Genomic DNA, 26846 nt, shown 5'->3' with positions numbered 1-26846 from the left:
ACAGGAACGGGACGCAGGCTTGCCGGGATCCCTTCCCGTTTCCCCCATCCCGATCCGGAGGCCTCAGGCGGCACGCAGCTGGGTCAGGAAATCGGCGAGCTGGCGTTCCAGCGCCACCGCTTCCTCCGACAGGATGGTGGAGGCGTTCAGCACATTCTTGGCGGCGGTGCCGGTTTCCACCGCGGCGGCCGACACGCCGGTGATGTTGTGGTTCACGTCGCGGGTGCCGGTGGACGCCTGCTGTGCGTTGCGGGCGATTTCCCCGGTTGCGGAGGCCTGCTGCGAAACCGCCCCGGCGATGCCGGTTGCGATCTCGTTCATCGATTCGATGACGCGCGTGATGCCCTGGATGTCGGACACCGCTTCGCCTGTCGCGGCCTGGATCGCGGCGATCTGGGCGGAGATCTCCTCCGTTGCCTTGGCCGTCTGGTTGGCGAGATTCTTCACCTCGCTGGCCACCACGGCAAATCCCTTGCCGGCCTCTCCGGCCCGCGCGGCCTCGATGGTGGCGTTCAGCGCCAGAAGATTGGTCTGCGAGGCGATGGAGTTGATGAGCTGGACCACGTCGCCGACCTGACGGGCCGCGGCGGCCAGCCCATCCACCTTGGCATTGGCGTGACGCGCGCGCTCCACCGCCTCTTCGGCGATGCCGGTCGACTGGGATACCTGCCGGCCGATCTCCCCGACCGAGGCGGACAGTTCCTCCGCCGCCGCGGCCACCGTCTCGACGCTGGCGGAGGTCTGCTCGGTCGCGGCGGCGACCGCTTCGGAGCGGATGTTGGTCTGGTCGGCGGTGTCGGTCATCGTCTTCGCCGCCTGCAGCAGGACCCGCGCCTCTCCGGTCACGGTGCGCAGGACGCCGCCAATGCCCTGTTCCAGCCGGTCGGCGAGTTGCCGCATGGTGCGCACACGCTCCTCCTCCGCCCGAATGTCGGCGTGGCGCTGTTCCTCCTCCAGCCGGCGCTTTTCAATGGCATTGCCTTTGAACACGACCAGGGCCGATGCCATGGCTCCGATCTCGTCCGGGCGGCCTTCGGCGGGCACGTTCACGGCGGTGTCGCCGTCGGCCAGCCGGTGCATCGCTTCGGTCATGGCCGACAGCGGGCGGGTGACGCCGCGCGCGATCATGATGGCCGTGCCCAGACAGGCGATCAGCCCGATCATGCTGCCGGCAATCACGATCGTGATAAGCGTGTCGGCATCCGCCCGCACATGGTCGATCGACCGGTTCAGCTTGGCGATCTCCTCGACCGTCGCCGCATCGGTTTTGTCGACCAGGGCGTCCAGGCGTTCGGTTATGGCCTCTGCCGTCTTGTCGAAGTCGCCCATCAGGCGATTGCCGCCAGACGGACCCTCGGCGATGAATGCATCGGCCATCCGTTTGCCGGTGTCGTAGTAAGGAGCGAACGCCCCTGATGTCTCGCGCAACGCCTCCTGCACATCGGACAGTCCCAAGGCAGAGGCGAGCGCGGCGGCGCGTGCGATTTCCGCCTTGAAGCCCTCAGCATGTTCCGCCGCCTTGGCGGGGCCGTCATCCAGGCCGTCCTGACCACGGGTTGCCGATATGTCGGTCAGCCATTGTTGCACCTGGATGACATGGATCTGGATCTCCTTGATCGATTTGACCAGTTCCAGGCTCTTTTCCGTCACGCGGGCCGATGCGGCTTCGACGGTCTCCAGCGCGCCGCGCTCCTCGCTCACCGTCATCCAGGTTGCCGCCATCGAGAACACCAGAATGGCCGCGATCAACGCCATTGCCATCGACAGTTTGCGCCTGATCGACATCCGGACATATCCCCTGCTTTGGATCAGGCCGGACAGTGCGGAAATTCGATCGACCCGCTGTCAGGCACCTGGATTTTGAATATGCGACCAATGACCGCACTGTCGAGCAATTGCGTTCGCATTCAAACAAAAAGCCACAAAGATCCTGAGGGTCCGTTGGAAGATTTCGTGGACGGTTGGCTTTTATATTGACCGAGCATTCAAAGGGGGAGCGATACAAGGGGCCATATCAGGAGTGTCCCTTAGTCGGGGGGAGGCAATCCTTGTGCGGCGAGAGCGTCCGCCTGCCGCGCCGCCAGCGCATCCACGTCGAAGTCGCGGATCAGCCCCTGGAACATCTGGTACCAGTTCAACTCCGCCTTCAGATGCAGGAAGACCGAGCCCAGCCCCACCGCGGCGCGGTCCATGAAGACGAACTCGCGCGGGATCTCGACGCCGCCGACCCGGCGCAGCTCGGCGTGGACCTTGCCGGCCGTCTCGCGGCCGTAATGGCCGCCGTTGGTCTCCTCGATTTTGCGCTGGCGGTCCTCCATGATCGGGGCATAGACGAAGCGCGCCCAGATGTTCAGCACGTCGACCAGTTCGTTCGACGGGTTGACGAAGCCCCAGGTGCGGTAGGCCTCCACCGCCTGCTCGCGGTTCTCGGTGCGCAGCGCGTTGTAGAGGTCGATCACGCCCTTGACGAAGCTGGGCTTGAAGACGCGGATGCAGCCGAAATCCAGCAGGTTGATCGCGCGGTCGGGCCGAACCGTGTAGTTGCCCAGATGCGGGTCGCCGTGGATGACCCCGTAATTGTAGAAGGGCACGTACCACGCCCGGAACATGTTCATCGCCAATTCGTCGCGCGCCTCCGGATGCTCGGCGACGAACTCCAGGATCTTGCGGCCATGCACCCAGCCCATGGTCAGCAGCCGCTTGCTCGACAGCTCCGGCACCACGTCCGGCACATGGACGCCGGGCGTGCCGGCCAACATGGATTGATACAGGCGGGTGTGCCTGGCCTCGCGTTCGTAATCCAGCTCCTCACGCAGGCGGGCGCCGATCTCCTTCTGGATCTGGCGGGTGGAGATGGCGCTGTCGGTGCGCTCGAAGATCGCGAAGATCAACCCCAGCTGCCGCAGGTCGGCCTCCACCGCCGAGGCCATGTCGGGATATTGCAGCTTGCAGGCAAGCTCCCGCCCATCCAGGCCGATGGCCTTATGGACCTGTCCCAGCGACGCGGCGGCGGCGGCGGTGTGTTCGAAGCTGCGGAAGCGCGACTGCCAATTTGGACCAAGCTCGGTCGCCATCCGCCGCTTGACGAAGGGCCAGCCCATCGACGGCGCGTCGGCCTGCAGCTGCGCCAGTTCCTGGGTGTATTCCTTCGGCAGGGCATCGGGGATGGTGGACAGGATCTGCGCCACCTTCATCAACGGCCCTTTCAGCCCGCCGAGCGCCGCCCGCAGTTCGGCCGCGTGGCGTTCCCGCTCCACGCGGATCCCCAGCACGCGCTCGCCCGCCAGCCGCGCTGCCAGCCCGCCAACGGCGGTGCCGACCCGCGCGTACCGCGCGACCCGTCCGCCCCATGTGTTCTCATCGTGTTCCGGCATGCCCCACAAGGTGGGTTCGGTGCCGTGAAAAGGCCAGCCCTCCCCCGATTGGACAGGCGATCGGCGCCTCGAAACAACGCTGCGACGCAGCATGCGATTTTCTTGACAGCTCTGTGAAAGGGGAGCAGGCTCTGTCTTACAGTAATCGACATCGAGGTGAAGTGAGCGAGCATCGGAAACGCCTTACCGTTCAAGCAGATGGCTTGGGCGGAACAGTAGAGACCGATACCAGGGAGGGTGAGTAAGATCATGACTCCACCGGCGCTTACGTGATATTGCCGAACCATTCGGCCGAAATCGCTCAGTTTTATTTCGCCTGATTGGCGACACCATTTGGGCCGTTGATGCCCGATGCGAAAGCCCTCGCCCGACCTCGGAGCGAGGGCTTTTGTTTTGCGCGAAATCTTCAGATGAATAGGTTTCAGACGATACTGTTTGCGTATGAAATTAAATCCCGCTATCCACGGGGATGAATGGTGCGGCAGGGCGTCGCAGGCTGACGCGCACCCGCCACACGAGACCAAGGATGGGGAGGATTGCATGGGTCGGTTGCTGAAGCCCTTTGCATTGGCGACGCTGCTCGCCACGACCGCGTTGTCGGCTGTGGCGCTTTCCGCAAATGCCCAGACCGCCCAACCGGTGCGCATCGGCGTGCTGGCGGATGAGGCGGGCTTCGCATCGGACATCGGCGGCAAGGGCGCCGTGCTCGCCACCCGAATGGCGGTGGAGGATTTCGGCGGCAGCGTGCTCGGCCGGCCGGTGGAGGTGCTGTCCGCCGACATGCAAAACAAGCCGGACGTGGCGTCCAACATCGTGCGCAGCTGGTTCGACCGCGAAGGCGTCGACATGGTGACCGACATCCCGGTCTCCTCCGTCGCGCTGGCGGTGCAGGCGGTCGCGCGCGAGAAGAAGAAGGTGCTGATGATCAGCGCCGCGACGACCACCGAGCTGACCAACGCCCAATGTTCGCCCTACAGCATCCATTGGGCCGACGACACCGCGTCGCTGGCGGTCGGCACGACCAAGGCGGTGGTGCAGTCGGGCGGCACCAGCTGGTACTTCATCACCGCCGACTTCGCCTTCGGCTCGGCGATGGAGAAGGCGGCGACCGAGGCGATCAAACAGGCCGGCGGCACCGTGGTCGGCGGCGTGCGCCACCCGATGGGCACCAGCGATTTCGGGTCCTACCTGCTCAGCGCCCAGGGCAGCGGCGCCAAGGTGGTGGCGCTCGCCAACGTTGGCGCGGAGACCATCGGCACGATCAAGCAGGCGGGCGAGTTCGGCCTGACCGAATCGGGGCAGCGGCTGGTCGGCTACATCGTCTTCATCACCGACATCCACTCGCTGGGTCTCGACCTCGCAAAGGGGCTGTATGTCACCAGCGGCTTCTATTGGGACAAGAACGACCAGACCCGGGCCTGGGCGAAGCGCTTCTTCGACCGGCACGGCAAGATGCCGACCAAGGAGCAGGCCAACACCTACCTCGCCACCCTGCATTGGCTGAAGGGCGTCAAGGCGGCGGGCACGACAGATGCCGAGGCGGTCACCGCCGCGATGAAGGCGATGCCGACCGACTATTTCGGCACCCCTGGCAGCATCCGCAAAGACGGCCGCGTGCTGTACGACCTCGAGCTGTACCAGGTGAAGGCCCCGGCGGAGAGCAAGGCGCCGTGGGACTATTACCGCCAAGTCCGTAGCATCCCGGCATCAGAAGCCTTCCTGCCGATTGAGTCCAGCGCCTGTCCCTTCGTGAAGGCCAAGTGAGGTTTGTGAAAGCCAAGTGATTGGCGCAGATGTGACCTGCGGGTCGCCGCCGGCGGAATCCGAGTCGAGAAGGGTTCCCGCCGGACTGCGATCCGGGTTACACTCCGCTCTTTAGTCACGGCGGGGACAGTACGTGGATCTACAGGTGCAAAGCGAGCGGCAGAACGACACCGGACGGTTGCGTTCGTCGGCGCTGGTGCGCCCGGTCTTCGCCGCGCTGGACCTTGGCACCAACAATTGCCGCCTGCTGATCGCCAAATCGGCGCCGGGCGGCTTCCGCGTCATCGACGCCTTTTCCCGCATCGTCCGCCTGGGCGAGGGGCTGAGCCGCAACGACCATCTGTCGGAACCCGCGATGGAGCGAACCATCGCGGCGCTTCGCGTCTGCGGCTCCAAGATCGAGCGTCGCGGCTGCACCGCCGTGCGCGCCGTCGGGACCGAGGCCTGCCGCCGCGCCGCCAACGGCGCGGCCTTCGTCGAGGCGGTGGAGCGCGAGACCGGCATCCCGCTCGAGATCATCTCCAGCCAGGAGGAAGGGCGTCTGGCGCTGGCCGGCTGTGCCGCGCTGCTGGAGCCGACCCATCCCTATGCCATCGTCTTCGACATCGGCGGCGGCTCCACCGAGCTGATGTGGCTGCAGGTGGAGAAGGGCAGGGCGCCGCGCCTGCTCGACCAGACCTCCATCCGCTGCGGCGTCATCGGCCTGACCGAGGAATATGGCGGCCCCAACGTCACCCGTGCCAACTACACCCAGATGGTGGAGGCGGTGGCCGACGCCATTGCGCCCTTCGAGGCGCGCAACCGCATCCAGAGCCGCGTCGCCGCCGGCAAGGTGCAGATGCTGGGCACCTCCGGCACGGTGACGACGCTGGCCGGTGTTCATCTGGGGCTGTGCCGCTATGACCGGCGGGCGGTGGACGGCAGCTATCTGCGGGTGGACCATGCCCGCGCGGTGATCGACCATCTGGTCGCCCAGGATTTCGACGGCCGCGCCCGCCATCCCTGCATCGGCCAGGACCGCGCCGATCTGGTGGTCGCCGGCTGCGCCGTCCTGGATGCGCTGTGCGACGTCTGGCCGGTGGAACGGCTGCGGATCGCCGACCGCGGCCTGCGTGAAGGGATTCTGGTGGACCTGATCGGTGCCGCCGGCGAATGAACCGGTAACGATACCGGATGTATGATCGGACAGGAGGGGAAAGGCTCCCCGCCTGCGCCGGATGACCGAGGAACTGCAGCGATCATGACCGAAAAGACTCCGTCGACGCGCCCGGGCGGGCGCCGTGCCACGGTCCGTGTGAAGACCGCCGGCAAGCGCACGGAATCCTCCAAGCGCTGGCTGGAGCGCCACCTGAACGATCCCTATGTGGCCGAGGCGACCAAGCGCGGCTATCGTTCGCGCGCAGCCTTCAAGCTGCTGCAACTGGACGAGAAGTTCCGTCTGCTCGGCCCCGGCAAGCGCGTGGTCGATCTGGGCGCCGCCCCCGGCGGCTGGACGCAGATCGCGGTGGAGAGGGTGCAGACCGCCAAGGACGGCTGGAAGGTGGTCGGGCTGGACATCCTGCCGATGGACCCGGTCCCCGGCGCCACCACCATGCAGGCCGACTTCCTGGAGGAAGGCGCCGCCGAGGCGCTGAAGGAAGCACTGGGCGGCCCGGCCGATCTGGTGCTGAGCGACATGGCCGCCCCCACCACCGGCCACCAGCAGACTGACCACCTGCGCATCATGGGGCTGGCCGAGGCGGCTTACGATTTCGCGGAGGAGGTGCTGGCCCCCGGCGGCGCCTTCGTCGCCAAGCTGTTCCAGGGCGGGGCGGAGCGCTCGCTGCTCGACCGGCTGCGGCGCGACTTCGCCGTGGTCAAGCACGCCAAGCCGCCGGCCAGCCGCGCCGAATCTTCGGAGACCTACGTCGTCGCCACCGGGTTCCGCGGCGGCAACGCCAACGACTAAGTACGCCGTTTTTCGCACTTGCATAACAGATGCTGTGTGCGCACGGGTTCACAAGCCCATGGTCTTGTGTATAAGTGCGCCACGTTTATCTTCCGGGAGATTCACACATGGCGCGCGACACCAAAATCCGCGAAGCCCTGACCTTCGACGACGTGCTGCTGGTTCCGGCCGAAAGCTCGGTCCTGCCGAACGACGTGGACACCCGGACAAGATTGACGAAGACCATCGAGCTGGGCATCCCGCTGATGTCCTCGGCGATGGACACGGTGACCGAGAGCCGTCTCGCCATCGCCATGGCTCAGGCCGGCGGCATCGGCGTCGTCCACCGCAACCTGACCATCGAGCAGCAGGCCGAAGAGGTCCGCAAGGTCAAGCGGTTCGAGTCGGGCATGGTCGTCAACCCGATCACCATCACGCCGAACGCCACGCTGGCCGACGCGCTGCAGCTGATGGCCGACTACCGCATCTCCGGCATCCCGGTGGTGGAGAGCCGCGATCAGCTCGGCAGCGGCAAGCTGGTCGGCATGCTGACCAACCGCGACGTCCGCTTCGCCACCGATCCCAAGCAGCCGGTCAGCGAACTGATGACCAAGGAGCTGGTGACCGTCCGCGAGGGCGTCAGCCAGGAGGAAGGCAAGCGCCTGCTCCACCAGCACCGCATCGAAAAGCTGCTGGTCGTCGACGAGGATTACCGCTGCATCGGCCTCGTCACCGTCAAGGACATCGAGAAGGCGCAGGCCTATCCGAACGCCTGCAAGGACGGCAAGGGCCGCCTGCGCGTCGCCGCCGCCACCGGCACCGGCAATGACGGTCTGGCCCGTGCGGAGGCTCTGTTCGACGCCGGCGTCGACGTGCTGGTGGTCGACACCGCGCACGGCCACTCCGCCAAGGTGCTGGAGCAGGTCCGCGCCGCCCGTGCCATGTCCGGCTATACCCAGGTTATCGCCGGCAACGTCGCCACCGCCGAAGCGGCCAGGGCGCTGATCGACGCCGGTGCGGACGCCGTCAAGGTCGGCATCGGTCCGGGCTCCATCTGCACCACCCGCATCATCGCCGGTGTCGGCGTGCCGCAGCTGACCGCGGTGATGGATGTGGTGGAGGAGTGCGAGAAGCACGGCATCCCGGTGATCGCTGACGGCGGCATCAAGTATTCGGGCGATCTGGCCAAGGCCATCGCCGGCGGCGCCAGCGTCGCCATGCTGGGCAGCCTGTTCGCCGGCACCGACGAGAGCCCGGGCGAGGTCATCCTGTTCCAGGGCCGCTCCTACAAGAGCTATCGCGGCATGGGCTCGGTCGGCGCCATGGCGCGCGGTTCGGCGGATCGTTACTTCCAGCAGGAGGTTTCGACCATGAAGCTGGTGCCGGAAGGCGTCGAAGGCCGCGTTCCCTACAAGGGCCCAGTGTCGGCGGTCATCCACCAGCTGGTCGGCGGCCTGCGCGCGGCCATGGGCTACACCGGCAGCGCCTCCATCGCCGAGATGCGCGAGAAGTGCCAGTTCGTCCGCATCACCAACGCGGGCCTGCGCGAGAGCCATGTCCACGACATCACCATCACCAACGAGTCGCCGAACTACCGGCAGGGGTAATGGTGCTTTTCTGAGAATGTCGTCGCCGGAAATCACCCGGCGACGACACTCCCCTCCGCCACCAGCTTCCAGGGCTGCCAGCCGCCCAGCCGCACGCCGACGGCGAGGCTGGTGAAGGGAATCCGCAATTCGATGTCCCGCGGCTGGAAGAAGGTCAGCCGTTCCGGCTCGCCCTTCTCGTCGAACTCCAGCCGGGCGCCTTTTGGCTCGGGCGCGTATTCGTCGCTCATCACCTGCCAGATTTCCAGGTCGCTGCCGTGGTTGGTGATCTTGTACTGGCCGCAGCGCCAGGTCGCCGATTCGCCGACGCTGCCCTCCACCACCTTCTTGTCGCCCTCCATCCGCACGTCGCCGATCCCGGCGGCCTCGCCCTTCATCGACGGTCCCTGCCGCTCGGCGCGGAAGCCCAGCCGCAGCCATGCGGAGCGGCTGTGCGGGATCAGCCGGCGCACGGTGCGCGCGTCCTCGGCCGCGAAATGGTCGGGATCGTCGTAGAGGATGCGGTCCAGCGCGGCAGCGACGATCATGCGGTCGTCGATGCGCAGGTCCGGTAGATAGGCTTTGCTCATCAGGCCAGCGGACTCCGAAGGGTGTGCCCGTCAGTATATAGGGACTTGGCCCGGTCGTCGCCGAGATGCGGCCGCCCGCCCCCGACAGACTCCCGAAACCGGTTCTCAGGCGCTATCCTGCGCGGCCCTTCTCCGGAAGCCCCCGATTCGGCACGAGACGCACCATGCAGGACCTGTTCGACACGCCGCCCGATCCCCGCAGCATCGCCGTCGATGCCCTGACGCCGGAACAGGCTGCGGCGGATCTGGCGGCGCTGGCTGCCGAGATCGCCCACCATGACCGGCTCTATCACCAGCAGGACCAGCCGGAGATCTCCGACGCCGACTATGACGCGCTGGTCCGCCGCAACCTTGCCATCGAGGCGCGCTTCCCCGACCTGCGCCGTGCCGATTCGCCCAGCCTGCGCGTCGGCGCCGCACCGGCCGCCGGCTTCGGCAAGGTTCGTCACGCCATCCCGATGCTGTCGCTGGGCAACGCCTTCGCGCCCGAGGACGTGGCGGAGTTCGACGCCCGTGTCCGCCGCTTCCTCGGCCTGACTGACGATGCGCCGCTGACCTTCGTGGCGGAACCGAAGATCGACGGCCTGTCCTGCTCGCTCCGCTACGAGAAGGGCGAGCTGGTGCTGGCCGCCACCCGCGGTGATGGGGCGGAGGGCGAGAACGTCACCGCCAATGTCCGCACCATCCGCGATGTGCCGCACCGCCTGCCGACGCCCTTCCCCGAGGTGCTGGAGGTCCGCGGCGAGGTCTATATGAGCCGCGACGACTTCCTGGCGATGAACGCCGCCCGCGCGGAGAAGGGCGATCAACTGTTCGCCAACCCCCGCAACGCGGCGGCCGGCAGCCTGCGCCAGCTCGATCCCTCCATCACCGCGTCCCGGCCGCTCTGCTTCTTCGGATATGCGCTGGGCGAGGTGTCCGAGCCGATTGCCGAGACCCAATGGGGCATCCGCGAGCGGCTGAAGGGCTGGGGCTTCCAACTGAACCGCCCGGCGGAGCTGTGCGACGGCAAGGAGAAGCTGCTGGCCTATTACGAGGGGATCGGCCGGCGGCGTGCCGGCCTTCCCTTCGACATCGACGGCGTCGTCTACAAGGTCGACAGCCTGGAGCTTCAGCAGCGGCTCGGCTTCGTCAGCCGGGCGCCGCGCTGGGCAATCGCGCACAAGTTCCCGGCCGAACAGGCGCAGACCCGGTTGAAGGCCATCACCATCCAGGTCGGCCGCACCGGCGCCCTGACCCCCGTCGCCGAACTGGAGGACATCACCGTCGGCGGCGTCGTGGTCAGCCGCGCCACCCTGCACAATGAGGACGAGATCGCCCGCAAGGACATCCGCGTCGGCGACCTCGTGGTGGTCCAGCGCGCCGGCGACGTCATCCCGCAGGTGGTGGAGGTGGTGCTGTCGCAGCGCCCCGCCGACTCCGTCCCCTATGTCGCGCCGGAGACCTGTCCGGTCTGCGGCAGCCTTGCCATCCGCGAGGCCGGGGAGGTGGTGCGCCGCTGCACCGGCGGCCTGATCTGTGCCGCCCAGGCGAAGGAACGCCTCCGTCATTTCGTCTCGCGCGACGCCTTCGACATCGAAGGGCTGGGCGAGAAGATCATCGAGGAGTTCTGGGACGAGGGCTTCATCAAGTCGCCGGTCGACATCTTTACCCTTGAGGGCCGTGTCGAACTGATCGGCCGGCCGGGCTGGAAGGAGAAGTCGGTCCAGAACCTGTTCAAGGCCATCCAGCAGCGCCGCGACGGCATCGACCTGCACCGGGTGATCTACGCGCTCGGCATCCGCCATGTCGGCGAGGTGACGGCCAAGTCGCTGGCCCGCCAGTACAAGACCATGCAGGGCTGGGTCGAGGGCATGCAGGCGGCGGAACGGGCGATGCCCGGCCAGGACTGGCGCGACCTGCACGAGTTGAAGGGCGTCGGCCGCGCCACCGCCGACGCCATTGTCGGCTGGTTCGCCGATCCGGAGTGCGGGGCGAAGCTGGACTTCTATGCCGGCAAAGACGGGGCCGGCAACGACGCGCTGCGGCTGGAAACCATCATCGCCTCGCTGGGGATCAAGGGGGTCAAGAAGCCGGCGGCTCAGGCGCTGGCCGATCGCTACGGTACGTTGGCCGAGTGGCGGGCGGTGATGGAGCGCGCGGCCGGTCAGGCGCCGGGTCAGCCCTGGCTCGATCTGGTTGCCACCCCCGATGTCGGCGAGGTCGCGGCGGAGGAGCTGGCCGGATTCTTCGCGGAGGAGCGCAACCTCGTCATCGTCCACGGCCTTATGGAGCGGTTGAACGTGCTGGAGGCCGAGGTGCCGAAGGCCAGCAACTCCCCCATCGCCGGAAAGACCGTGGTCTTCACAGGGACGCTGGAGCGGATGACCCGGTCGGAGGCGAAGGCGCGTGCCGAGTCGCTGGGTGCCAAGGTGGCGGGCTCCGTCTCCGGCAAGACCGACTATCTGGTCGCCGGGGCCGACGCCGGCAGCAAGGCGGCCAAGGCCAAGGAGCTGGGTGTCGAAATCCTGACCGAGGACGAATGGCTGGCCAGGATCGGCGGCTGACCGGTAACGGCGCCCGCATTCGTCAAAATGTCGCATCTCCGTTCGGTCGGATTGACGGACGGGGGCGGTGGGAGTGAAATCAGACAACGCTTATAGGAAAAGCGAAACCAAGCCGGACAGGCGGTCCGACCCTCCAGCGGAGGACGGCACCGACGGGCGGTCAACGCCCGCACCCGCCTGCCCGGCGCCAATCAGTCGGGGGACGAAGGAAACGCCATGGAGCCAATTCAGTGGTCGCGCTGGATGAGCGTGGGCAACGATGCGTTGGACGAGGATCACCGCGTCCTGATCGGCATCGTCAACAAGCTGTATGACGAGGCCAACCGTCAGGACCCCGCCCTCATCGAAGCCATCCTCAACGAACTGATCGCCTACACGCGCCATCATTTCGCGGAGGAGGAGGCGCAGATGGAGCGGCTGAACTATCCGACCTTCGCCGCACACAAGGCCCTGCACGACCGGCTGACCCGGCAAGTCGAAAGCTACCGCGACGATTTCCGCGCCAACGGCGGCCGGATCAGCGGCGAGGAGGTGTTCCTGTTCTGCTCCGACTGGCTGGGCAAGCACATCCTGAAGGAGGACACCCGCTTCGGCGAATATGCCGGTAACGGCGCGGAACTCGCGGTGGCGGAGTAGGGGAGAGTGGAGCCCCCCCCCGCTTATCCCTTGAAACGCAATGTAAAGAAAATTGTCTAAAATACTGAAATAACTGAGAAAACGGTAGACTGCCCCGAATTGCGCTCAGCGCCCGCCCCGAGAGGGGAGGGCGCTTTTCTTTTGCGTGATCCATCGCGACGGCGGGGGAGGGGAGTGCGCACAAAGAAAAAGCCCTCCCCGGTAGGGGAGGGCAGGGGCAAACCCAATCGAAAACAAGCCCGATCGAAACCCAGTGGCGATCAGGCGACCGCCAGCTGCTCCAGGCCACGGCGCGCGACCGGCAGCGACACCGCCGTCTCGTAGCGCCAGGCGCTGCGGTCGGCGAACAGCGCACGCAGCAACTGGTTGTTCAGCGCGTGGCCGGAGCGCACACCGTGGAAATGGCCGACGATCGGCGCGCCGGCCAGATACAGGTCGCCGACGGCGTCCAGGATCTTGTGCCGGACGAACTCGTCCTTGAAGCGCAGGCCCTCGGCGTTCATCACCGTGTCGCCGGAGATGACCACCGCGTTGTCGAGCGAGCCGCCGCGGGCGAGGCCCATCTTGCGCAGGCCCTCGACCTCGTGCAGGAAACCGAAGGTGCGGGCGCGGCTGATCTCGTCCTTGAAGCTGTCCGGGTCGATCTCCAGCGCGCGGGCCTGACGGGAGATGGCGGCGCTGTCGAAGTCGATCTCGAAGCTGTAGCTGGTGGCGTCGTCCGGCGTGAAGGAGGCGCTCTTGACGCCGTCGCCGATGACGACCGGCTTCAGGATGCGGATGATGCGGCGGGGCGACTTCTGCACGGCGATGCCGGCCTGCTCGATGGCGGCAACGAAGGGGGCGGCGCTGCCGTCCATGATCGGCACCTCGATGCCGTCCAGCGACACGATGGCGTTGTCGATGCCGCAGCCGGCCAGCGCGGACATCAGATGCTCGATCGTGCCGACGGTGGTGCCGTGGTCGTTGCCGATCACCGTGCACAGGCGGGTATCGACCACCGTGTCCCAGCGCGCCGGAATGACGGCGGCGGCACCACGAAGGTCGGTGCGCAGAAAGGTGATCCCGGAATTCGCATCGGCCGGCGAAATCGTCAGCGTGACGATGACGCCCGAATGCAGCCCGACGCCGGCGATGGTCACCGCCTTCTTCAGGGTCTGCTGGAACATTCCGTCCGCGTTGCTGCGATTGTTGGCCACGATGTCTTTTCCATCTTGGTCGTGAAGGAGAGGTTCCCAGCAATGCCGCGCCGCAAGATCTTGGAAGATCATCACGTCGGCAGCGTTCGCTTTCGACCATGCTGATAGGTAACACTCGAGGTTGGAAATCGGCAAATCACTCATTGTTACCGTTTGTTGCAGGGCAATAGTGGTGCGCAATACAAGCAATCAGCTTGGCCCAGCAAGAAAGAGGCAACAAAAAATCCCCGGAGACGCACGAGAGCGCCGCCGGGGTCCGAAAGGTTCGGTCAGGTTGTGGAGCCGCCGGCGCCGCGATTAGGAGGCTGCGGCGACGGCGGTTATCTCCGGCTTTCGCCGGGATCGGCCGGCCGCCGGAAAGGATCCGGCGGCCAAGGTCTGTTCACGTCCGGGCAGGGCCGTCCGCTCAGTTGGCCTGACGGCGCAGGAAGGCCGGAATGTCCAGCTCCTCCTGCTCGCCCGGCTTGGCATCCACCCGCGGGGCCGGAGCCTGCGGCTGCGGAGCGGCCGGATAGCCCGGAGCCTGCTGCGGAGCGCTCTGCTGCGGCGGGTAGGTCGGCTGCTGCTGCGGGGCCGCGGGATACTGGCCCGCCGGGTAGCCCTGGTGCGGAGCCTGCGGCTGCTGCGGATAGGTCGGCTGCTGCTGCGGATAGCTCTGGGGTGCGGGCTGATAGGCCTGCGGAGCCTGCTGCGGCTGGTACGCCTGCGGGGCCGGCTGATGCACGGGCTGGGGCGCGGGCGGGTGCGCCGGCTCGGACTTGCGGCCGAGGCCGGTCACCAGACCGAACAGGAAGTTGCCCTTGCGGGCCGGCGCCGGTTCCGGCGCAGGGGCCGGGGCCGGACCGACCGACAGGCCGCCGGGGTGCTGCTGATGACCCTGCGGCGCGGCATGGTGGTGCTGCGGCGCGGCCATCGCAGGCTGCTGCGGCTGATGCTGCGGCGGCTGGTGACCCTGCATCTGCGGCGCCTGGGGGGCGTGCTGCTGGGGAGCCGGCTGCTGCTGCGGGGCAGACAGCGGCGCGGCGCCGACGGTCACCGGCTGGCGCGGGGCATCGGCCGGCTTCGGCGCGAAGAAGTGGCCGCCCTGGTTCTCGCCATGCAGCGGACCGGCCGACGGCTTCGGCGCCTCCGCATGCTGCTGGGCCTGCGGGTGGGGCTGCTGCTGGGCCGGGTCGTGCTGGATGGCGGCGGCACCGGCGGTGACCGGCTGCGGCGTGCGCAGGCCGGCGGCGGCGCTGGGGATCGCCGAGGCCTGGGCGGCGGCCGGGGCCGGCGCGCCGGTCAGGTTGCCGGGAGCGGCCGGCTTCTTGGCGCGGTCGCCGGGGACCAGCGACAGGTTGACCGGGTGCAGGGTGCGCGGGTTGCTCATCGCCGCGGCGTCGATGCCGGTGGCGACGACGGACACGCGCATCACGCCGTCCAGCGAGCTGTCGAAGGTCGAGCCGAAGATGATGTTGGCGTCGGGATCGACCTCGTCACGGACGCGGTTGGCTGCCTCGTCGACCTCGAACAGGGTCATGTCGTAGCCGCCGGTGATGTTGATGAGGACGCCGCGGGCACCCTTCATCGACACGTCGTCCAGCAGCGGGTTGGAGATGGCGGCCTCGGCGGCCTCGATGGCGCGGCGCTCGCCGCCGGCCTCGCCGGTGCCCATCATCGCCTTGCCCATCTCGGTCATGACGGACCGGATGTCGGCGAAATCCAGGTTGATCAGGCCGGGCATCACCATCAGGTCGGTGACGCCGCGCACGCCCGAATGCAGAACGTCGTCGGCCATCTTGAAGGCGTCCGCGAAGGTCGTCTTCTCGTTGGCGATGCGGAACAGGTTCTGGTTCGGGATGATGATCAGGGTGTCGACATACTGCTGCAGTTCGGCGATGCCGCCTTCCGCCAGCCGCATGCGGTGGCCGCCCTCGAAATGGAAGGGCTTGGTGACGACGCCGACGGTCAGGATGCCGCGCTCGCGGGCCGCGCGCGCGATGACCGGGGCCGCACCGGTGCCGGTGCCGCCGCCCATGCCGGCGGTGATGAACACCATGTTGGAGCCTTCGAGATACTGGACGATCTCGTCGATCTGCTCCTCGGCCGAGGCGCGGCCGACATCCGGCTTGGAGCCGGCGCCCAGGCCGCGGGTGGTGCCGGTGCCGAGCTGGATGCGCTTTTCGCACAAGGAACCCTTCAGCGCCTGCGCGTCGGTGTTGCCGACGACGAAGTCCACGCCTTCCAGGTTCGACTTGATCATGTTGTTGACGGCGTTGCCGCCGGCGCCGCCGACGCCGAACACGGTGATGCGCGGCTTCAGTTCGGGCTCGATCTGGGGGATGGTCACGTTGATCATTCTGTTCAGGCCTCCACAACCTGTTTTCGTTGGGTTTGATGTTTGATATGCCGCGACCGGCGCCCGGTTGTGTCCGGTGTCTGTCCGATCGGGAATCGGTGAATGGCGGCGGGGAGAGTCATCTACAGATTCTCCCGCAGCCACAGGCCGACGCGGCCGAGGAGCCCGGTTGACGCGACCGCCTCTTGGCCGGTCACCATCAGCTCCGTCGGGTTGCGGACGGCATGTAGGAGAAGGCCCGCCACCGTCGAGAAGGCCGGTCCGCCATGCGCCTCGTTGAGGCCGGCGATCCGGGTGGGACGGGCGATGCGGACCTGCTTGTCCAGGATGGGGGCGGCCATCTCGCGCGTGTTGGGCAGCTGGCTGGCGCCGCCGGTCAGCACGACGCGCCGGCCGACCAGATGGGAATGGCCGGACTGCTCGATGGCGCTGCGCACCTCTTCGAAGATCTCTTCCATCCGCGCCTGGATGATGCTGACCAGGAAGGAACGCGGGTGGCTGGCGGTGCCGCTGCCGCTGCGCTCGTCCTCGCCGATCTGCGGCACCTCGATCATCTCGCGCTCGTCGGCCGGGTTCACCCGGGCGCTGCCATAGAGCACCTTCAGCCGTTCGGCATGGGACAGCGGCGTGGCCAGGCCGTGGGCGATGTCGTTGGTGACGTGGCGTCCGCCCAAGGGCACGAAGCCGGTCCACACCAGATTGCCCTCGGCGAAGATGGAGATGGTGGTGCCGCCGCCGCCGATGTCGACGCAGGCCGCGCCCATCTCCATCTCGTCCTCCACCAGACAGGCGAGGCCGGAGGCGAAGGGGCTGACCACGACGGAATCGACGTGCAGATGGCAGCGCCCGACGCAGGCGCCCAGTGTGAGAATGGCGCCCTTGGCCGCCGTGACCACATGCAGCTGGGTGCCCAGCGTATGGCCGCTCATCCCCTTGGGATCGCGGATGCCGCGGATGCCGTCCAGGGTGAAGCTCAGCGGGATGGTGTGGATCAGCGCCTGATCGGGGCCGGCCTGCAGGGTGCGGGCATGGGCCATGGCGCGGCGGATGTCGCCCTCCGTCACCTCCTGGCCGGAAACGGGGACGGTGGCGGTGAAGGCGTGGGAGCGGGGATTGCCCATCGACAGGTTGATGACGACGTCGTGCACCGTCTCGCCGGCCATCTGCTCGGCGGCATGCACGGCGGCGCCGATCGAGGTCTCCGCCGCCTCCATGTCGATGATGGTCCCGGCGCGGATGCCCGTGGCGATCTGGTGGCCGACGCCGATCACGCGGAGGGAGCCGGGCTCCTCCATCCGCGCGATGACGCAGCACACCTTCGTCGAGCCGACGTCCAGCGCCGTGACGATCCCGCCACGGGCCGGCCGCTTCGGCTTCTTGGCACCGTTGAATCCCATCCCGAACATGCCCCCCAAGACTTAACCTCTACTCTTGTCTGCCGGCGATAAGTGCTTCCCCACAAGATCTTATCGCAGGCCGGTCTTATGATTTCTTGCCGTTTTTCTTCTTCGTGTCGTCGTCCCAGCCCGGAAGCTGGGCGGTGGAGGAGGTCTGGATCGCGGCGCGATCCTGCAGGCGCATGTCGATGGCGACGATGTCGCGGTCCAGCACCCGGCTGGCGGTCTGCATCTGCTCCAGCTGGCGCAGGGCGCGGCGCATATCGGCGGTGCCTTCCGGCAGCTTCACCGTCACGCCGTTGCTGAGCTGCAGGTTCCAGCGGCGGTCGCTGATCCAGCTGGCCGAGGACAGCAGCGGCGCGACCGTGGGCGCGCCTTCCAGCGCCGACAGCAGCGTGTGGACCTGCTGCGGAGCATTGGCGCCAATCACCTGGGGCAGCGTCTCGATCCGCTGGTTGCCGCGGCGCGCCAGTTCCGCCGCGTCGGCCAGCGGACGGCCGGCGCGGTCGATGACGGTGAACTGGCGGTCGTGCTGCCAGATCGCCATCGGCTGGCGTTCGGACAGCTGGATATAGAGGAAGCCGGGCAGCCGTCGCTCGATGGAGGCCGACGACACCCACGGCAGTTCCTCCAGCCGCTGCTTGGCGTCGGCCAGATCGATCGACAGGATCGGCTCGCCCCGGCGCACGCCCAATGCGTCGAGCACGGCGTCGCGCTCCGTCTCGCTGCGGCCGACGACCAGAATCTCCGACAGGCGGAAGCCCATGTCGCCGGTCAGCCGGATGACGCTGTCCTGCGCCGCCTCAACCGTGTCGGCCAGGGTGCCGCGCTTCCAGGCGGAGCCGGCGGCGGCGGTCAGCCCCAGCACCGGCACCAGCAGCAGTGCCGCCTTGACGGCGGAGCGGGTCCAGCGCGGCCAGGCACGGCGCCGCTTGCCTTTCTGCGCCGACGCGGCCATGGCGCGCGGCGGGGTCGGCATCTCGTCCCGGGCGCGCGCACCGGCGGCGGCGCGAAAATCCGGGTCGGCCATCAGGCGAGCTGACATGCGGCGTTCTCCACGAGCCAGCCGACCAGCGCGCCGTAGGTGATCCCCACATGCGCGGCCTGTTCGGGCACCAGCGACAAGGGCGTCATGCCCGGCTGGTTGTTGATCTCCAGGAAGTACAGACCGTCCGTTCCCGGCCGGCTGTCATCCCAGCGGAAGTCGCTGCGCGACACGCCCCGGCAGCCCAGGGTGTGGTGCGCAAGTACCGCCAGCCGCTTCGCCTCCTCCGCCACGGCCTCGGGAACCGCGGCGGGGATGGTGTGGACGGCGTGGCCGGCGCTGTATTTCGCGGTGTAGTCGTAGACCTGAGCCTGAAAGACGATCTCGGTCACCGCCAAAGCGCGGTCACCCATGACGCCCACGGTCAGTTCGCGACCGGGGATGAACTCCTCGACCAGCGCGCGCTCACCGAAGATCCACGCATCGCCGACCGGGCTGTTCTGCCCCTCGCGGACCAGGGTTACGCCAACGGTCGAGCCCTCGTCCACAGGCTTGACGATATAGGGCGCAGGCATGGGGTGGTCGCCGCCGGTGATCTCACCGCGGGACAGAACCATGCCTTTGGGGGAGCGGATGCCGACGGTGTCCAGCACCCGCTTGGTCATCGCCTTGTCCATGGCGATGGCGGCGGCCTGGACGCCCGAATGGGTGTAGGGCAGGCCGAGGAATTCCAGCACGCCCTGGATCGTCCCGTCCTCGCCGCCGCGGCCGTGCAGGGCGTTGAACACCACGTCGGGGCGCGGGTGGGTCAGAGCGTGCATCAGCCCGCCCAGGTCGCGCTGAACGTCGACGGCGGTGACGCGGTAGCCTTCCTCCTCCAGCGCCTTGGCGACGCCGGCCCCGCTGACCAGCGACACCTCGCGCTCGGCCGACCAGCCGCCCATCAGGACGGCGACATGCTTCTTGTGGGCGTGGAGCAGGGCTTCGGTCATTGGGCGGCTCCTTCGGCGGCGGGAACGCCGATGCGCTTGATTTCCCACTCCAGCGTGACGCCGCTGGTCTCGAACACGCGGCGGCGGACCTCCTCGCCCAGCGCTTCAAGCTGGGCGGCGGTGGCCGTGCCGTTGTTGATCAGGAAGTTGCAGTGCTTTTCCGATACCTGGGCGTCGCCGATCGACAGGCCGCGGCAGCCGGCCCTGTCGATCAGCTCCCAGGCCTTATGCCCTTCAGGATTCTTGAAGGTCGACCCGCCGGTGCGCGAGCGGACAGGCTGGCTGTCGGCGCGCTTGTCGGAGATCTCGGCCATGCGGCGTGCGATCTCCAGCGGGTTGCCGGGTTCGCCGCGCAGGACCGCGCCGGTGAAGATGCAGTCCTCCGGCGCCGCGCTGTGGCGGTAGGTGAAGCCCATGCCGGCATGGCTGAACTCCAGCCGCCGGCCGTCGCGCGCCACGGCGCTGGCCGAGACCAGCACGTCGGCCAGTTCGCGGCCATAGGCGCCGCCGTTCATGCGGAGCGCGCCGCCGATGGTGCCGGGAATGCCGGAGAGGAACTCCAGCCCGGCGATCCCGGCGTCGCGGGCGACCATGGCGACATTCAGGTCGAGCGCCGCCGCGCCCGCGGTCAGCGTCGTTCCGTCGGCGGTGATGTCGGTGAAAGCGCGGCCGAGCCTGATGGTGACGCCCGGCACGCCGCCATCCCGCACCAGCAGGTTGGAGGCGACGCCGATCACCGTCACCGGCACCTCGGCCGGCAGGGCGGCCAGGAAGCCGGCAAGGTCGTCGGCGTCGGCCGGGCGGAACATCACCTCGGCCGGGCCGCCGACGCGGAACCACGTCACCGGCGCCAGCGGCGCGTCGGCGGTCAGCCGGCCGCGCACGGCGGGCATCCGTGTCATCAGATGGCCGTTTGGCAAATGGCCGTCAGGCGGGCTCATGCGGGGCGCTGCCGTCATCGCGTGGCGCCGTAGAGGGACGACAGCTCACCCGGCAGGGCGTTCGCCCACTGGGTGATGTTGCCGGCGCCCAGGCAGACGACGAAGTCGCCGGGCCGCGCCATCTCGCGCACGACCTGCGCCAGTTCCTGCTGGTTCTGCAGGGCGACGACATGGCGGTGGCCGTGCATGCGCAGGCCCTCCACCAGGCTGTCGCGGCTGACGCCCTCGATCGGCGCCTCACCGGCGGCGTAGACGTCGGCGACGATCACGGCGTCGGCGTCGTTGAAGCAGGTGCAGAACTCCTCGAACAGGGCGGCGAGGCGGGAATAGCGGTGCGGCTGGACCACGGCGATGGTGCGGCCGGTGCCGGCGGTGCGCGCGGCCTTCAGCACCGCGGCGATCTCCACCGGGTGGTGGCCGTAATCGTCGATGACGGTGATGCCGTTGGTTTCGCCGGTCTTGGTGAAGCGGCGCTTCACGCCCTGGAACTTGGCCATGCTGTCGCGCATCACCACGTCGGGCAGGCCCATCTCGTTGCCGACCGCGAAGCAGGCCAGCGAGTTCTGGACGTTGTGCGGCCCGTACATCGGCAGGCGCACGCCGGCGATGGCGCGGCTCTCGCCGGTGTGGCGGTCGTAGATCAGCACGTCGTACTTGGCGCCGTCCGGACCCAGCTCCACATTGACCGCGCGGATGTCGGCCTGCGGCGAGAAGCCGTAGGTGACGATGCGTCGGTCCGACACGCGGGGGATCATCGCCTGCACCTCGGGATGGTCGATGCAGAGCGCGGCGAAGCCGTAGAAGGGGATGTTCTGGACGAAGCTGTCGAAGGCGGCCCGCGCGTTGTCGAAGGTGCCGTAGAAGTCCAGATGCTCCGGATCCATGTTGGTGACGACGGCGATGCAGGCCGGCAGCTTCACGAAGGTGCCGTCGCTCTCGTCCGCCTCCACCACCATCCAGTCGCCGGTGCCGAGCCGGGTGTTGGAGCCGTAGGCGTTGATGATGCCGCCGTTGATGACTGTGGGGTCGAGGTTGGCATGCTCCAGCATATGGCCGACCATCGAGGTCGTCGTGGTCTTGCCATGGGTGCCGCCGATGGCGATGGCCCATTTCAGGCGCATCAGCTCGCCCAGCATCTCGGCGCGGCGGACCACCGGCACCAGGGCGGCGCGGGCGGCCACCACCTCCGGATTGTCGCGCTTGACGGCGGAGGAGACGACGACCACGGCGGCGCCGGCGATGTTCTCGCCGCGATGGCCGACGAACACCTTGATGCCCAGCTCGCGCAGGCGCTTGACGTTGGCGTTCTCGGCGAGGTCGGAGCCCTGGACGGTATAGCCCAGGTTCCGCAGCACCTCGGCGATGCCGCTCATGCCGATGCCGCCGATGCCGACGAAGTGGATGGTGCCGATCGAGAGGGGGAGGGCGCGCATGTCAGGCTTACTTTCCGCGGCGAAGCATCAGGCGAAGGGTGGCGTCGACCGCCTCATCGGACAGGTCGTCGGGGAGGGGCTGCGATCCGTGGATCATCGACAGGCGATCCCGCAGGAAGCCGCCTTCGGCGAGGAAGCGCGGCACCAGCGGGCAGCCCGGACGGTTGTACCAGCCGCCCTCGGTCCGCGTCATGTCCGCCGGCCAGTCCTGCAGCGGACGCGGCGTCGGTCGGGTCAGAGTCCTGGCTTTGATCATTCCGCGGCCCCCTTGGCGCTGGCGCCGGCGGCGGACCGCCGGGCGTTGTGGGATTGGTCGTGGTTGGTCAGGCTTGGGTCGGCGTTGTATGAATTGGTGCGGGCGGCCGGGCCGCCGTCGAGCATCGCCAGCACGGCGTCGGCCAGTGCGGTGGCGGCATCGGCGGTGCCCCAGCCGTGGGCGGCCCGCGCCGCCGCGGCGAGCGCCTGCGGGTCGGCGAGCAGGGAGGACAACCGCTCGGCCAGGGCCTGGGCGGTGAAGGAGGGCTGCGGAACCAGCCAGGCGGCGCCGGCCTCGGCCAGATGGCGGGCGTTGGCGGTCTGGTGGTCGTCGGTGGCGTGCGGGTAGGGCACCAGGATCGCCGGACGGCCGACGCAGGTCAGCTCGGCGATGGTGGAGGCGCCGGCGCGGGTGACGGCGAGGTGGCAGGAGGCCAGCCGCTCCGGCACGTCGCGGAAGAAGGTCTGCAACTCCAGCCGGGCGAGGCCCAGCGGCTCCAGCGCGTCGCGGGCGGCCTCCAGGTCTTCCGGGCGGCATTGCTGCGCCAGATGGATGCGGGCGCGCATCTCCTCCGGCAACAGGGCGAGCGCCGCCGGGATCACCTCGGAGAAGACGCGGGCGCCCTGGCTGCCGCCCATCACCAGAAGACGGATCGGGCCGGCGGCGCCGGGTGCCTCGTAGGGGGAAAGGCGGCGGGCGGCGACCGCCGGTCGGACGGGATTGCCGGTGCGGACGATCTTGGCGCGCTGCGCATCGCCCAGCTTCTCGATGTCGGAGAAGGCTACGGCAATGCGGCTGGCCCCGGCGACCAGCATCCGGTTGGCGCGGCCCAGCACGGCGTTCTGTTCGTGCAGCAGGGCCGGCAACTTCGACTGGATGGCGGCATAGACGGTGGGCACGGACGGGTAGCCGCCGAAACCGACGACCGCGGCGGGATCGAGCCGGCGCATCAGCGCCCGCGCCTCCAGAAGGCCGAGACCCATCTGCAGGGCGGCCTTCAGCTTGCCGGCGATGCCGGCGCCGGGCGAGGCGGCGCGGATGCGGTGGACCGGCACCTCCGGCAGATTCTCGCCGAAGGCGTGGCCGCGCTTGTCGGTGACCAGCGTCACCGCGCGGCCGCGGGACAGCAGCTCGCGCGCCAGGGCTTCGGCCGGGAACATGTGTCCGCCGGTGCCGCCCGCGGCCAGCACGATCACTTTGTTGGCGTTCGCGTCGTAGGTCGTCGCGCTCAAGTCCGTCGGCCTCCTCATTCCAGGGGGCCGAAGCGTTTGCGTGTCAAAGCCAGAACCATACCCATGCCGAACCCGAGTGCGAGCAGCGAGGAGCCGCCGTAGGAGATGAACGGCAGGGTCATGCCCTTGGTCGGCATAAGATGCAAGGACGAACCCATGTTGATCGCCGCCTGAAGCCCGAACTGGATCAGAAGACCGGCGGCGGCGAGCAGAACGAAATAGTTGTTGTCGTTGAAGATGCGGGCGAACCCACGCAGAACGACAAAGGCGAACAGCACCACCAGCCCTAAGCAGAAGATCAGCCCCAGCTCTTCCCCGGCGACGGCGAAGATGAAGTCGGCATGGCTGTCGGGCAGGTAGAACTTCACCGTGCCCTGACCGGGGCCGGTGCCCATCAGGCCGCCGTTGGCGAAGGCCTCCAGCGAGCGGTTGACCTGGTAGTTGTCGCCGGCATGCGGGTCGAGGAAGCGGTCGATGCGGCTGGTGACGTGCGGCAGCGTGTAATAGGCGCCGATCAGCCCGACGATGCCCAGCCCGCCGAGCCCCATCACCAGCACGAGGTTCAGCCCGGCCAGGAAGAACTGGGTGAACCAGACGGCGGAGACGACGAAGGTCATGCCCAGGTCGGGCTGCAGGATCAGGCCGACCATGGTGATGCCGTACAGCACCATCGACACCAGCGCGCCGGGGAAGCCCGGATTGGTGCGCGACAGCGAGAACAGCCACGCCGCGACAACGGCGAAGGCCGGTTTCACGAACTCCGACGGCTGGATCGACAGGCCGGGGACGTGGATCCAGCGGCGGGCGCCCTTGATCTCCACACCCACCACGAGCGTGGCGTAGACCAGCACCACCGAGATCAGGAACACCCCCAGCGCCACCCGCCGCACGCCGCGCGGGCTGAGCAGCGAGACGCCGATCATGATGATGATCGCGGGGATCAGCATCATCACGTGGCGTTCGACGAAATAGAAGGTGTCCTGGATGCCGATGCGCTCCGCCACCGGCGGGCTGGCCGCGGTGATCAGCACGGTGCCGAGGAACATCAGCAGGGCGACGGCGCCCAGCTGCCAGCGGTCGACGGTCCACCACCAGCGGCCGAAGATCGATTGGTCGGTGCGGTCGAAGGTGATCATGCAACGCCTCCGCTGGTACCGGTCCCGGTGTTCTCATGCGCCTCGATGATGCCCGCGACATAGGCCGCGAAGGCGTCGCCGCGCTTCTCGAAATTGGCGAACTGGTCCCACGACGCGCAGGCCGGGGACAACAGCACGCAGGCGCCCTCCAGCCGCTCCGCCAGCGCCATGCCGGCCGCCTTCGCGGTTGCGACATCCAGCGTTCCGCAGCGTGTATAGGCAATGCCCTGCGCATCGAGCCATGCGGCGAATTGTTCCTGCGCCTCGCCGATCAGGAAGGCGTGGCGCACGCGGCCCATATAGCCCTCCAGTCCGTTCAGCCCGGTGTCCTTGGCCTGTCCGCCGAGAATCCAGTAGATCGGGTCGAAGGTCGCCAGCGCCTTTTCCGTGGCGTCGGCGTTGGTCGCCTTGCTGTCGTTGACGAAGCGCACGCCCTCCAGACTGCCGACCAGCTGCTGCCGGTGGGCGAGGCCGGGGAAAGTCGCCATCGCCGCCACGATGGCCGGCACCGGCAGGCCGGCGGCCTTGCAGGTGGCGAAGGCGGCTGCGGCATTCTGCCAGTTGTGGGCGCCCAGCAGGGTCGGCAGCGCCGAGAGCGCAACCACCCGCGCCGCCTCGCCGTCGGTGTCGTCGACCAGCCAGCCTTCGGCGGCATAGATGCCGCCCGCCACCGGTCCCCGGGCGGAGATTGGCCAGATGCGCTGATCGCCGGCGGCGACGAGGTCGGCATGGATCGTCCGGCAATGCTCGTCGTCCACCCCGATCACCGCGGTGCGCGGCCAGGTCTGGCGGTGGAAGATCAGCTTCTTGGCGGCGACATAGCCCTCCATCCCGCCATGGCGGGCGAGATGGTCGGGCGTGATGTTCAGCAGGACCGCGATGTCGAAGGTGATGGAGTGGGTCAGCTCCAGCTGATAGCTCGACATTTCCAGGACGCAGGTGTTGCCCGCTCCGATGGGGTCGAAGGTCAGCACCGGCGTGCCGAGGTTGCCGCCCACCGCGGCCTTGCGCCCGGCGGCGGCCAGGATGTGGCCGATCAGGGTGGTGGTGGTCGATTTGCCGTTGGTGCCGGTGATGCCGATGAAGGCGCAGTCGCGCTCCGCCCGGCCCAGCAGTTCGATGTCGCAGATCAGCTCGATCCCCAGCGCGCGGGCGCGCTCGGCCACCGGGTGCGGCTTGGGGAAGGTGTGGGGGATACCGGGCGACCAGACGATGGTGGTCAGGTCCGACAGGTCGGCGGTGGCGAGATCGACGACGGCGAAGCCCTCCGCTTCCGCCGCGGCGCGGGAGGCGGGATTGTCGTCCCACACCCGCACCTCGGCGCCGCTGTCGCGCAGCGCGCGGGCGGTGGCGAGGCCGGACTTGCCCAGACCCATCACCGCGACGGGCAGCTCCTGCATATAGAACAGGTCGATCATCGCCGGTCCCCCCTCAGCGCAGCTTCAGCGTGGACAGGCCGACCAGCGCCAGGATCGAGGCGATGATCCAGAAGCGGATCACCACCGTCGGTTCGGCCCAGCCTTTTTTCTCGAAGTGATGGTGCAGCGGCGCCATGCGGAACACCCGTTTGCCGGTCAGCTTGAAGGACGCGACCTGCACGATCACCGACACCGTTTCCAGCACGAACAGGCCGCCGATGATGGCGAGAACGATCTCGTGCTTGGTCACCACGCTGACCGCGCCCAGCGCGCCGCCCAGCGACAGCGACCCGGTGTCGCCCATGAAGACCATCGCCGGCGGGGCGTTGTACCAGAGGAAGCCGATGCCGGCGCCGATCAGCGCGCCGCAGAAGATCGTCAGCTCGCCGGACCCCGGCACATGATGGATCTGGAGGTAGTTGGCGAAGATCGCATTGCCGGACAGGTAGGAGATCAGCGCGAAGCAGCCGGCCGCGATCATCGTCGGCACGATGGCCAGCCCGTCCAGGCCGTCGGTCAGGTTCACCGAATTCGACGCGCCGACCATGATGAAGGCGCCGAAGGGGACGAAGAACCAGGACAGCTGGATCAGGAAATCCTTGACGAAGGGCACAGCGACGCCGCCCGACAGCGGCGGGGCCGACACCCACATGATCAGCGCCGAGGCGACCAGCCCGATGGTGATCTCCCAGCCCAGGCGGAAGCGGCCGGACAGGCCCTTGGTGTTGCGCTTGGTCAGCTTCAGGTAATCGTCGCCGAAGCCGATCAGGCCGTAGCCGATGGTCACCAGCAGGACGATCCAGATATAGGCGTTGGTCAGGTCGGCCCACAGCAGGGTGCTGACCGTCATCGCGATCAGGATCATCAGGCCGCCCATGGTGGGCGTGCCCTTCTTCTTGAAATGGGTCTCCGGGCCGTCGGCGCGGATGGGCTGGCCTTCGCCCTGCTTGCGCTTCAGCCAGGCGATCAGGCGCGGAAAGAACACGAAGCTCATGACCAGCGACGTCAGCACGGCGCCGCCGGTCCGGAAGGTGAGATACCGGAACAGGTTGAACGGCGTGAAGACGTCGGCCAGACCGAAGAGGAGGTTGTAGAGCAT

Annotated in this window: 21 protein-coding genes; 6 read left to right on the top strand and 15 right to left on the bottom strand. The window is 68.0% G+C overall.

Features of this window, described 5'->3' with window-relative positions:
* Positions 1-63 precede the first annotated feature (63 nt).
* Both PWS46_RS09230 and PWS46_RS09225 read right to left on the bottom strand, forming a co-directional pair.
* Complete coding sequence (locus PWS46_RS09230) at positions 64-1785, bottom strand: methyl-accepting chemotaxis protein (protein ID WP_434614092.1); 1722 nt, start codon at positions 1783-1785, stop codon at positions 64-66.
* A gap of 242 nt (positions 1786-2027) precedes the next feature.
* On the bottom strand, positions 2028-3374 hold the full coding sequence (locus PWS46_RS09225; RefSeq protein WP_434614089.1) for an ABC1 kinase family protein: 1347 nt from the start codon (positions 3372-3374) through the stop codon (positions 2028-2030).
* Positions 3375-3914: 540 nt separating this feature from the next.
* Here PWS46_RS09225 and PWS46_RS09220 point away from each other — a divergent pair.
* From PWS46_RS09220 to guaB, 4 genes are all read left to right on the top strand, one after another.
* Complete coding sequence (locus tag PWS46_RS09220) at positions 3915-5138, top strand: ABC transporter substrate-binding protein (protein ID WP_434614086.1); 1224 nt, start codon at positions 3915-3917, stop codon at positions 5136-5138.
* A 145-nt stretch (positions 5139-5283) separates the two neighbouring features.
* A complete protein-coding gene (locus tag PWS46_RS09215) occupies positions 5284-6294 on the top strand; it encodes a Ppx/GppA phosphatase family protein (protein ID WP_434614083.1) in 1011 nt (336 codons plus the stop codon).
* Between the two features lie 84 nt (positions 6295-6378).
* Positions 6379-7086: an RlmE family RNA methyltransferase gene (locus tag PWS46_RS09210; protein WP_434614080.1), complete on the top strand. Its 708-nt coding sequence runs from the start codon at positions 6379-6381 to the stop codon at positions 7084-7086.
* A 107-nt stretch (positions 7087-7193) separates the two neighbouring features.
* Positions 7194-8672 (top strand): IMP dehydrogenase, encoded by a 1479-nt coding sequence (gene guaB, locus PWS46_RS09205; protein ID WP_434614077.1) that lies wholly within the window; start codon positions 7194-7196, stop codon positions 8670-8672.
* 32 nt (positions 8673-8704) lie between these two features.
* On the opposite strand, the gene PWS46_RS09200 is transcribed toward guaB, so the two are convergent.
* Positions 8705-9241, bottom strand: coding sequence for a hypothetical protein (locus PWS46_RS09200; RefSeq protein WP_434614074.1), 537 nt, complete (start codon positions 9239-9241; stop codon positions 8705-8707).
* A gap of 164 nt (positions 9242-9405) precedes the next feature.
* Between PWS46_RS09200 and ligA the strand changes: the two genes are divergently transcribed.
* Both ligA and PWS46_RS09190 read left to right on the top strand, forming a co-directional pair.
* Positions 9406-11787, top strand: a complete 2382-nt coding sequence (gene ligA / locus PWS46_RS09195; protein WP_434614071.1) for an NAD-dependent DNA ligase LigA — start codon at positions 9406-9408, stop codon at positions 11785-11787.
* 216 nt (positions 11788-12003) lie between these two features.
* On the top strand, positions 12004-12423 hold the full coding sequence (locus PWS46_RS09190) for a bacteriohemerythrin (RefSeq protein ID WP_434614068.1): 420 nt from the start codon (positions 12004-12006) through the stop codon (positions 12421-12423).
* Between the two features lie 260 nt (positions 12424-12683).
* Here the strand turns inward: PWS46_RS09190 and lpxC are convergent, their stop codons facing one another.
* From lpxC to mraY, 12 genes are all read right to left on the bottom strand, one after another.
* Positions 12684-13619: a UDP-3-O-acyl-N-acetylglucosamine deacetylase gene (gene lpxC, locus PWS46_RS09185; RefSeq protein WP_434614065.1), complete on the bottom strand. Its 936-nt coding sequence runs from the start codon at positions 13617-13619 to the stop codon at positions 12684-12686.
* A 406-nt stretch (positions 13620-14025) separates the two neighbouring features.
* Positions 14026-15957: a cell division protein FtsZ gene (gene ftsZ, locus PWS46_RS09180; RefSeq protein ID WP_434614062.1), complete on the bottom strand. Its 1932-nt coding sequence runs from the start codon at positions 15955-15957 to the stop codon at positions 14026-14028.
* 122 nt (positions 15958-16079) lie between these two features.
* Entirely contained in the window at positions 16080-17354 is a 1275-nt protein-coding gene (gene ftsA, locus PWS46_RS09175) for a cell division protein FtsA (RefSeq protein WP_434614059.1), read from the bottom strand.
* Positions 17355-17439: 85 nt separating this feature from the next.
* Positions 17440-18399, bottom strand: coding sequence for a cell division protein FtsQ/DivIB (locus PWS46_RS09170; protein WP_434614056.1), 960 nt, complete (start codon positions 18397-18399; stop codon positions 17440-17442).
* Positions 18384-19331 (bottom strand): D-alanine--D-alanine ligase, encoded by a 948-nt coding sequence (locus PWS46_RS09165; protein WP_434614053.1) that lies wholly within the window; start codon positions 19329-19331, stop codon positions 18384-18386. The genes PWS46_RS09170 and PWS46_RS09165 overlap by 16 nt, the downstream gene beginning before the upstream one ends.
* On the bottom strand, positions 19328-20290 hold the full coding sequence (gene murB / locus PWS46_RS09160; protein WP_434614050.1) for a UDP-N-acetylmuramate dehydrogenase: 963 nt from the start codon (positions 20288-20290) through the stop codon (positions 19328-19330). The genes PWS46_RS09165 and murB overlap by 4 nt, the downstream gene beginning before the upstream one ends.
* Positions 20287-21705: a UDP-N-acetylmuramate--L-alanine ligase gene (gene murC, locus PWS46_RS09155; protein ID WP_434614047.1), complete on the bottom strand. Its 1419-nt coding sequence runs from the start codon at positions 21703-21705 to the stop codon at positions 20287-20289. Before murC ends, murB begins: the two co-directional genes overlap by 4 nt.
* A 7-nt stretch (positions 21706-21712) precedes the next feature.
* The gene (locus PWS46_RS09150) at positions 21713-21961 is read right to left on the bottom strand and encodes a hypothetical protein (RefSeq protein ID WP_085089892.1); all 249 of its coding nucleotides are present in this window, start codon (positions 21959-21961) and stop codon (positions 21713-21715) included.
* On the bottom strand, positions 21958-23211 hold the full coding sequence (gene murG / locus PWS46_RS09145) for an undecaprenyldiphospho-muramoylpentapeptide beta-N-acetylglucosaminyltransferase (RefSeq protein ID WP_434614044.1): 1254 nt from the start codon (positions 23209-23211) through the stop codon (positions 21958-21960). The genes PWS46_RS09150 and murG overlap by 4 nt, the downstream gene beginning before the upstream one ends.
* Positions 23208-24329, bottom strand: a complete 1122-nt coding sequence (locus PWS46_RS09140) for an FtsW/RodA/SpoVE family cell cycle protein (protein ID WP_295826559.1) — start codon at positions 24327-24329, stop codon at positions 23208-23210. Before PWS46_RS09140 ends, murG begins: the two co-directional genes overlap by 4 nt.
* Positions 24326-25747 (bottom strand): UDP-N-acetylmuramoyl-L-alanine--D-glutamate ligase, encoded by a 1422-nt coding sequence (gene murD / locus PWS46_RS09135; protein WP_434614040.1) that lies wholly within the window; start codon positions 25745-25747, stop codon positions 24326-24328. Before murD ends, PWS46_RS09140 begins: the two co-directional genes overlap by 4 nt.
* Before the next feature lie 13 nt (positions 25748-25760).
* Positions 25761-26846: a phospho-N-acetylmuramoyl-pentapeptide-transferase gene (gene mraY / locus PWS46_RS09130; RefSeq protein WP_109073941.1), complete on the bottom strand. Its 1086-nt coding sequence runs from the start codon at positions 26844-26846 to the stop codon at positions 25761-25763.

It is taken from the genome of Azospirillum sp. B2RO_4 (genome assembly GCF_051124815.1).
Taxonomy (GTDB): domain Bacteria; phylum Pseudomonadota; class Alphaproteobacteria; order Azospirillales; family Azospirillaceae; genus Azospirillum.
This window is presented reverse-complemented; position numbering and strand designations above follow the sequence as displayed.

Bases quoted from the DNA above. Each gene is read 5' to 3' on its own strand.
- ftsA (WP_434614059.1), bottom strand. From the start codon at position 17,354: ATGGGATTCAACGGTGCCAAGAAGCCGAAGCGGCCGGCCCGTGGCGGG.
- murB (WP_434614050.1), bottom strand. From the start codon at position 20,290: ATGACGGCAGCGCCCCGCATGAGCCCGCCTGACGGCCATTTGCCAAAC.
- ftsZ (WP_434614062.1), bottom strand. From the start codon at position 15,957: ATGATCAACGTGACCATCCCCCAGATCGAGCCCGAACTGAAGCCGCGC.
- PWS46_RS09210 (WP_434614080.1), top strand. From the start codon at position 6,379: ATGACCGAAAAGACTCCGTCGACGCGCCCGGGCGGGCGCCGTGCCACG.
- murG (WP_434614044.1), bottom strand. From the start codon at position 23,211: ATGAGGAGGCCGACGGACTTGAGCGCGACGACCTACGACGCGAACGCC.
- murD (WP_434614040.1), bottom strand. From the start codon at position 25,747: ATGATCGACCTGTTCTATATGCAGGAGCTGCCCGTCGCGGTGATGGGT.
- PWS46_RS09220 (WP_434614086.1), top strand. From the start codon at position 3,915: ATGGGTCGGTTGCTGAAGCCCTTTGCATTGGCGACGCTGCTCGCCACG.
- PWS46_RS09140 (WP_295826559.1), bottom strand. From the start codon at position 24,329: ATGATCACCTTCGACCGCACCGACCAATCGATCTTCGGCCGCTGGTGG.
- mraY (WP_109073941.1), bottom strand. From the start codon at position 26,846: ATGCTCTACAACCTCCTCTTCGGTCTGGCCGACGTCTTCACGCCGTTC.
- PWS46_RS09170 (WP_434614056.1), bottom strand. From the start codon at position 18,399: ATGTCAGCTCGCCTGATGGCCGACCCGGATTTTCGCGCCGCCGCCGGT.
- PWS46_RS09230 (WP_434614092.1), bottom strand. From the start codon at position 1,785: ATGTCGATCAGGCGCAAACTGTCGATGGCAATGGCGTTGATCGCGGCC.
- PWS46_RS09190 (WP_434614068.1), top strand. From the start codon at position 12,004: ATGGAGCCAATTCAGTGGTCGCGCTGGATGAGCGTGGGCAACGATGCG.
- PWS46_RS09150 (WP_085089892.1), bottom strand. From the start codon at position 21,961: ATGATCAAAGCCAGGACTCTGACCCGACCGACGCCGCGTCCGCTGCAG.
- PWS46_RS09200 (WP_434614074.1), bottom strand. From the start codon at position 9,241: ATGAGCAAAGCCTATCTACCGGACCTGCGCATCGACGACCGCATGATC.
- murC (WP_434614047.1), bottom strand. From the start codon at position 21,705: ATGCGCGCCCTCCCCCTCTCGATCGGCACCATCCACTTCGTCGGCATC.
- PWS46_RS09225 (WP_434614089.1), bottom strand. From the start codon at position 3,374: ATGCCGGAACACGATGAGAACACATGGGGCGGACGGGTCGCGCGGTAC.
- PWS46_RS09165 (WP_434614053.1), bottom strand. From the start codon at position 19,331: ATGACCGAAGCCCTGCTCCACGCCCACAAGAAGCATGTCGCCGTCCTG.
- guaB (WP_434614077.1), top strand. From the start codon at position 7,194: ATGGCGCGCGACACCAAAATCCGCGAAGCCCTGACCTTCGACGACGTG.
- ligA (WP_434614071.1), top strand. From the start codon at position 9,406: ATGCAGGACCTGTTCGACACGCCGCCCGATCCCCGCAGCATCGCCGTC.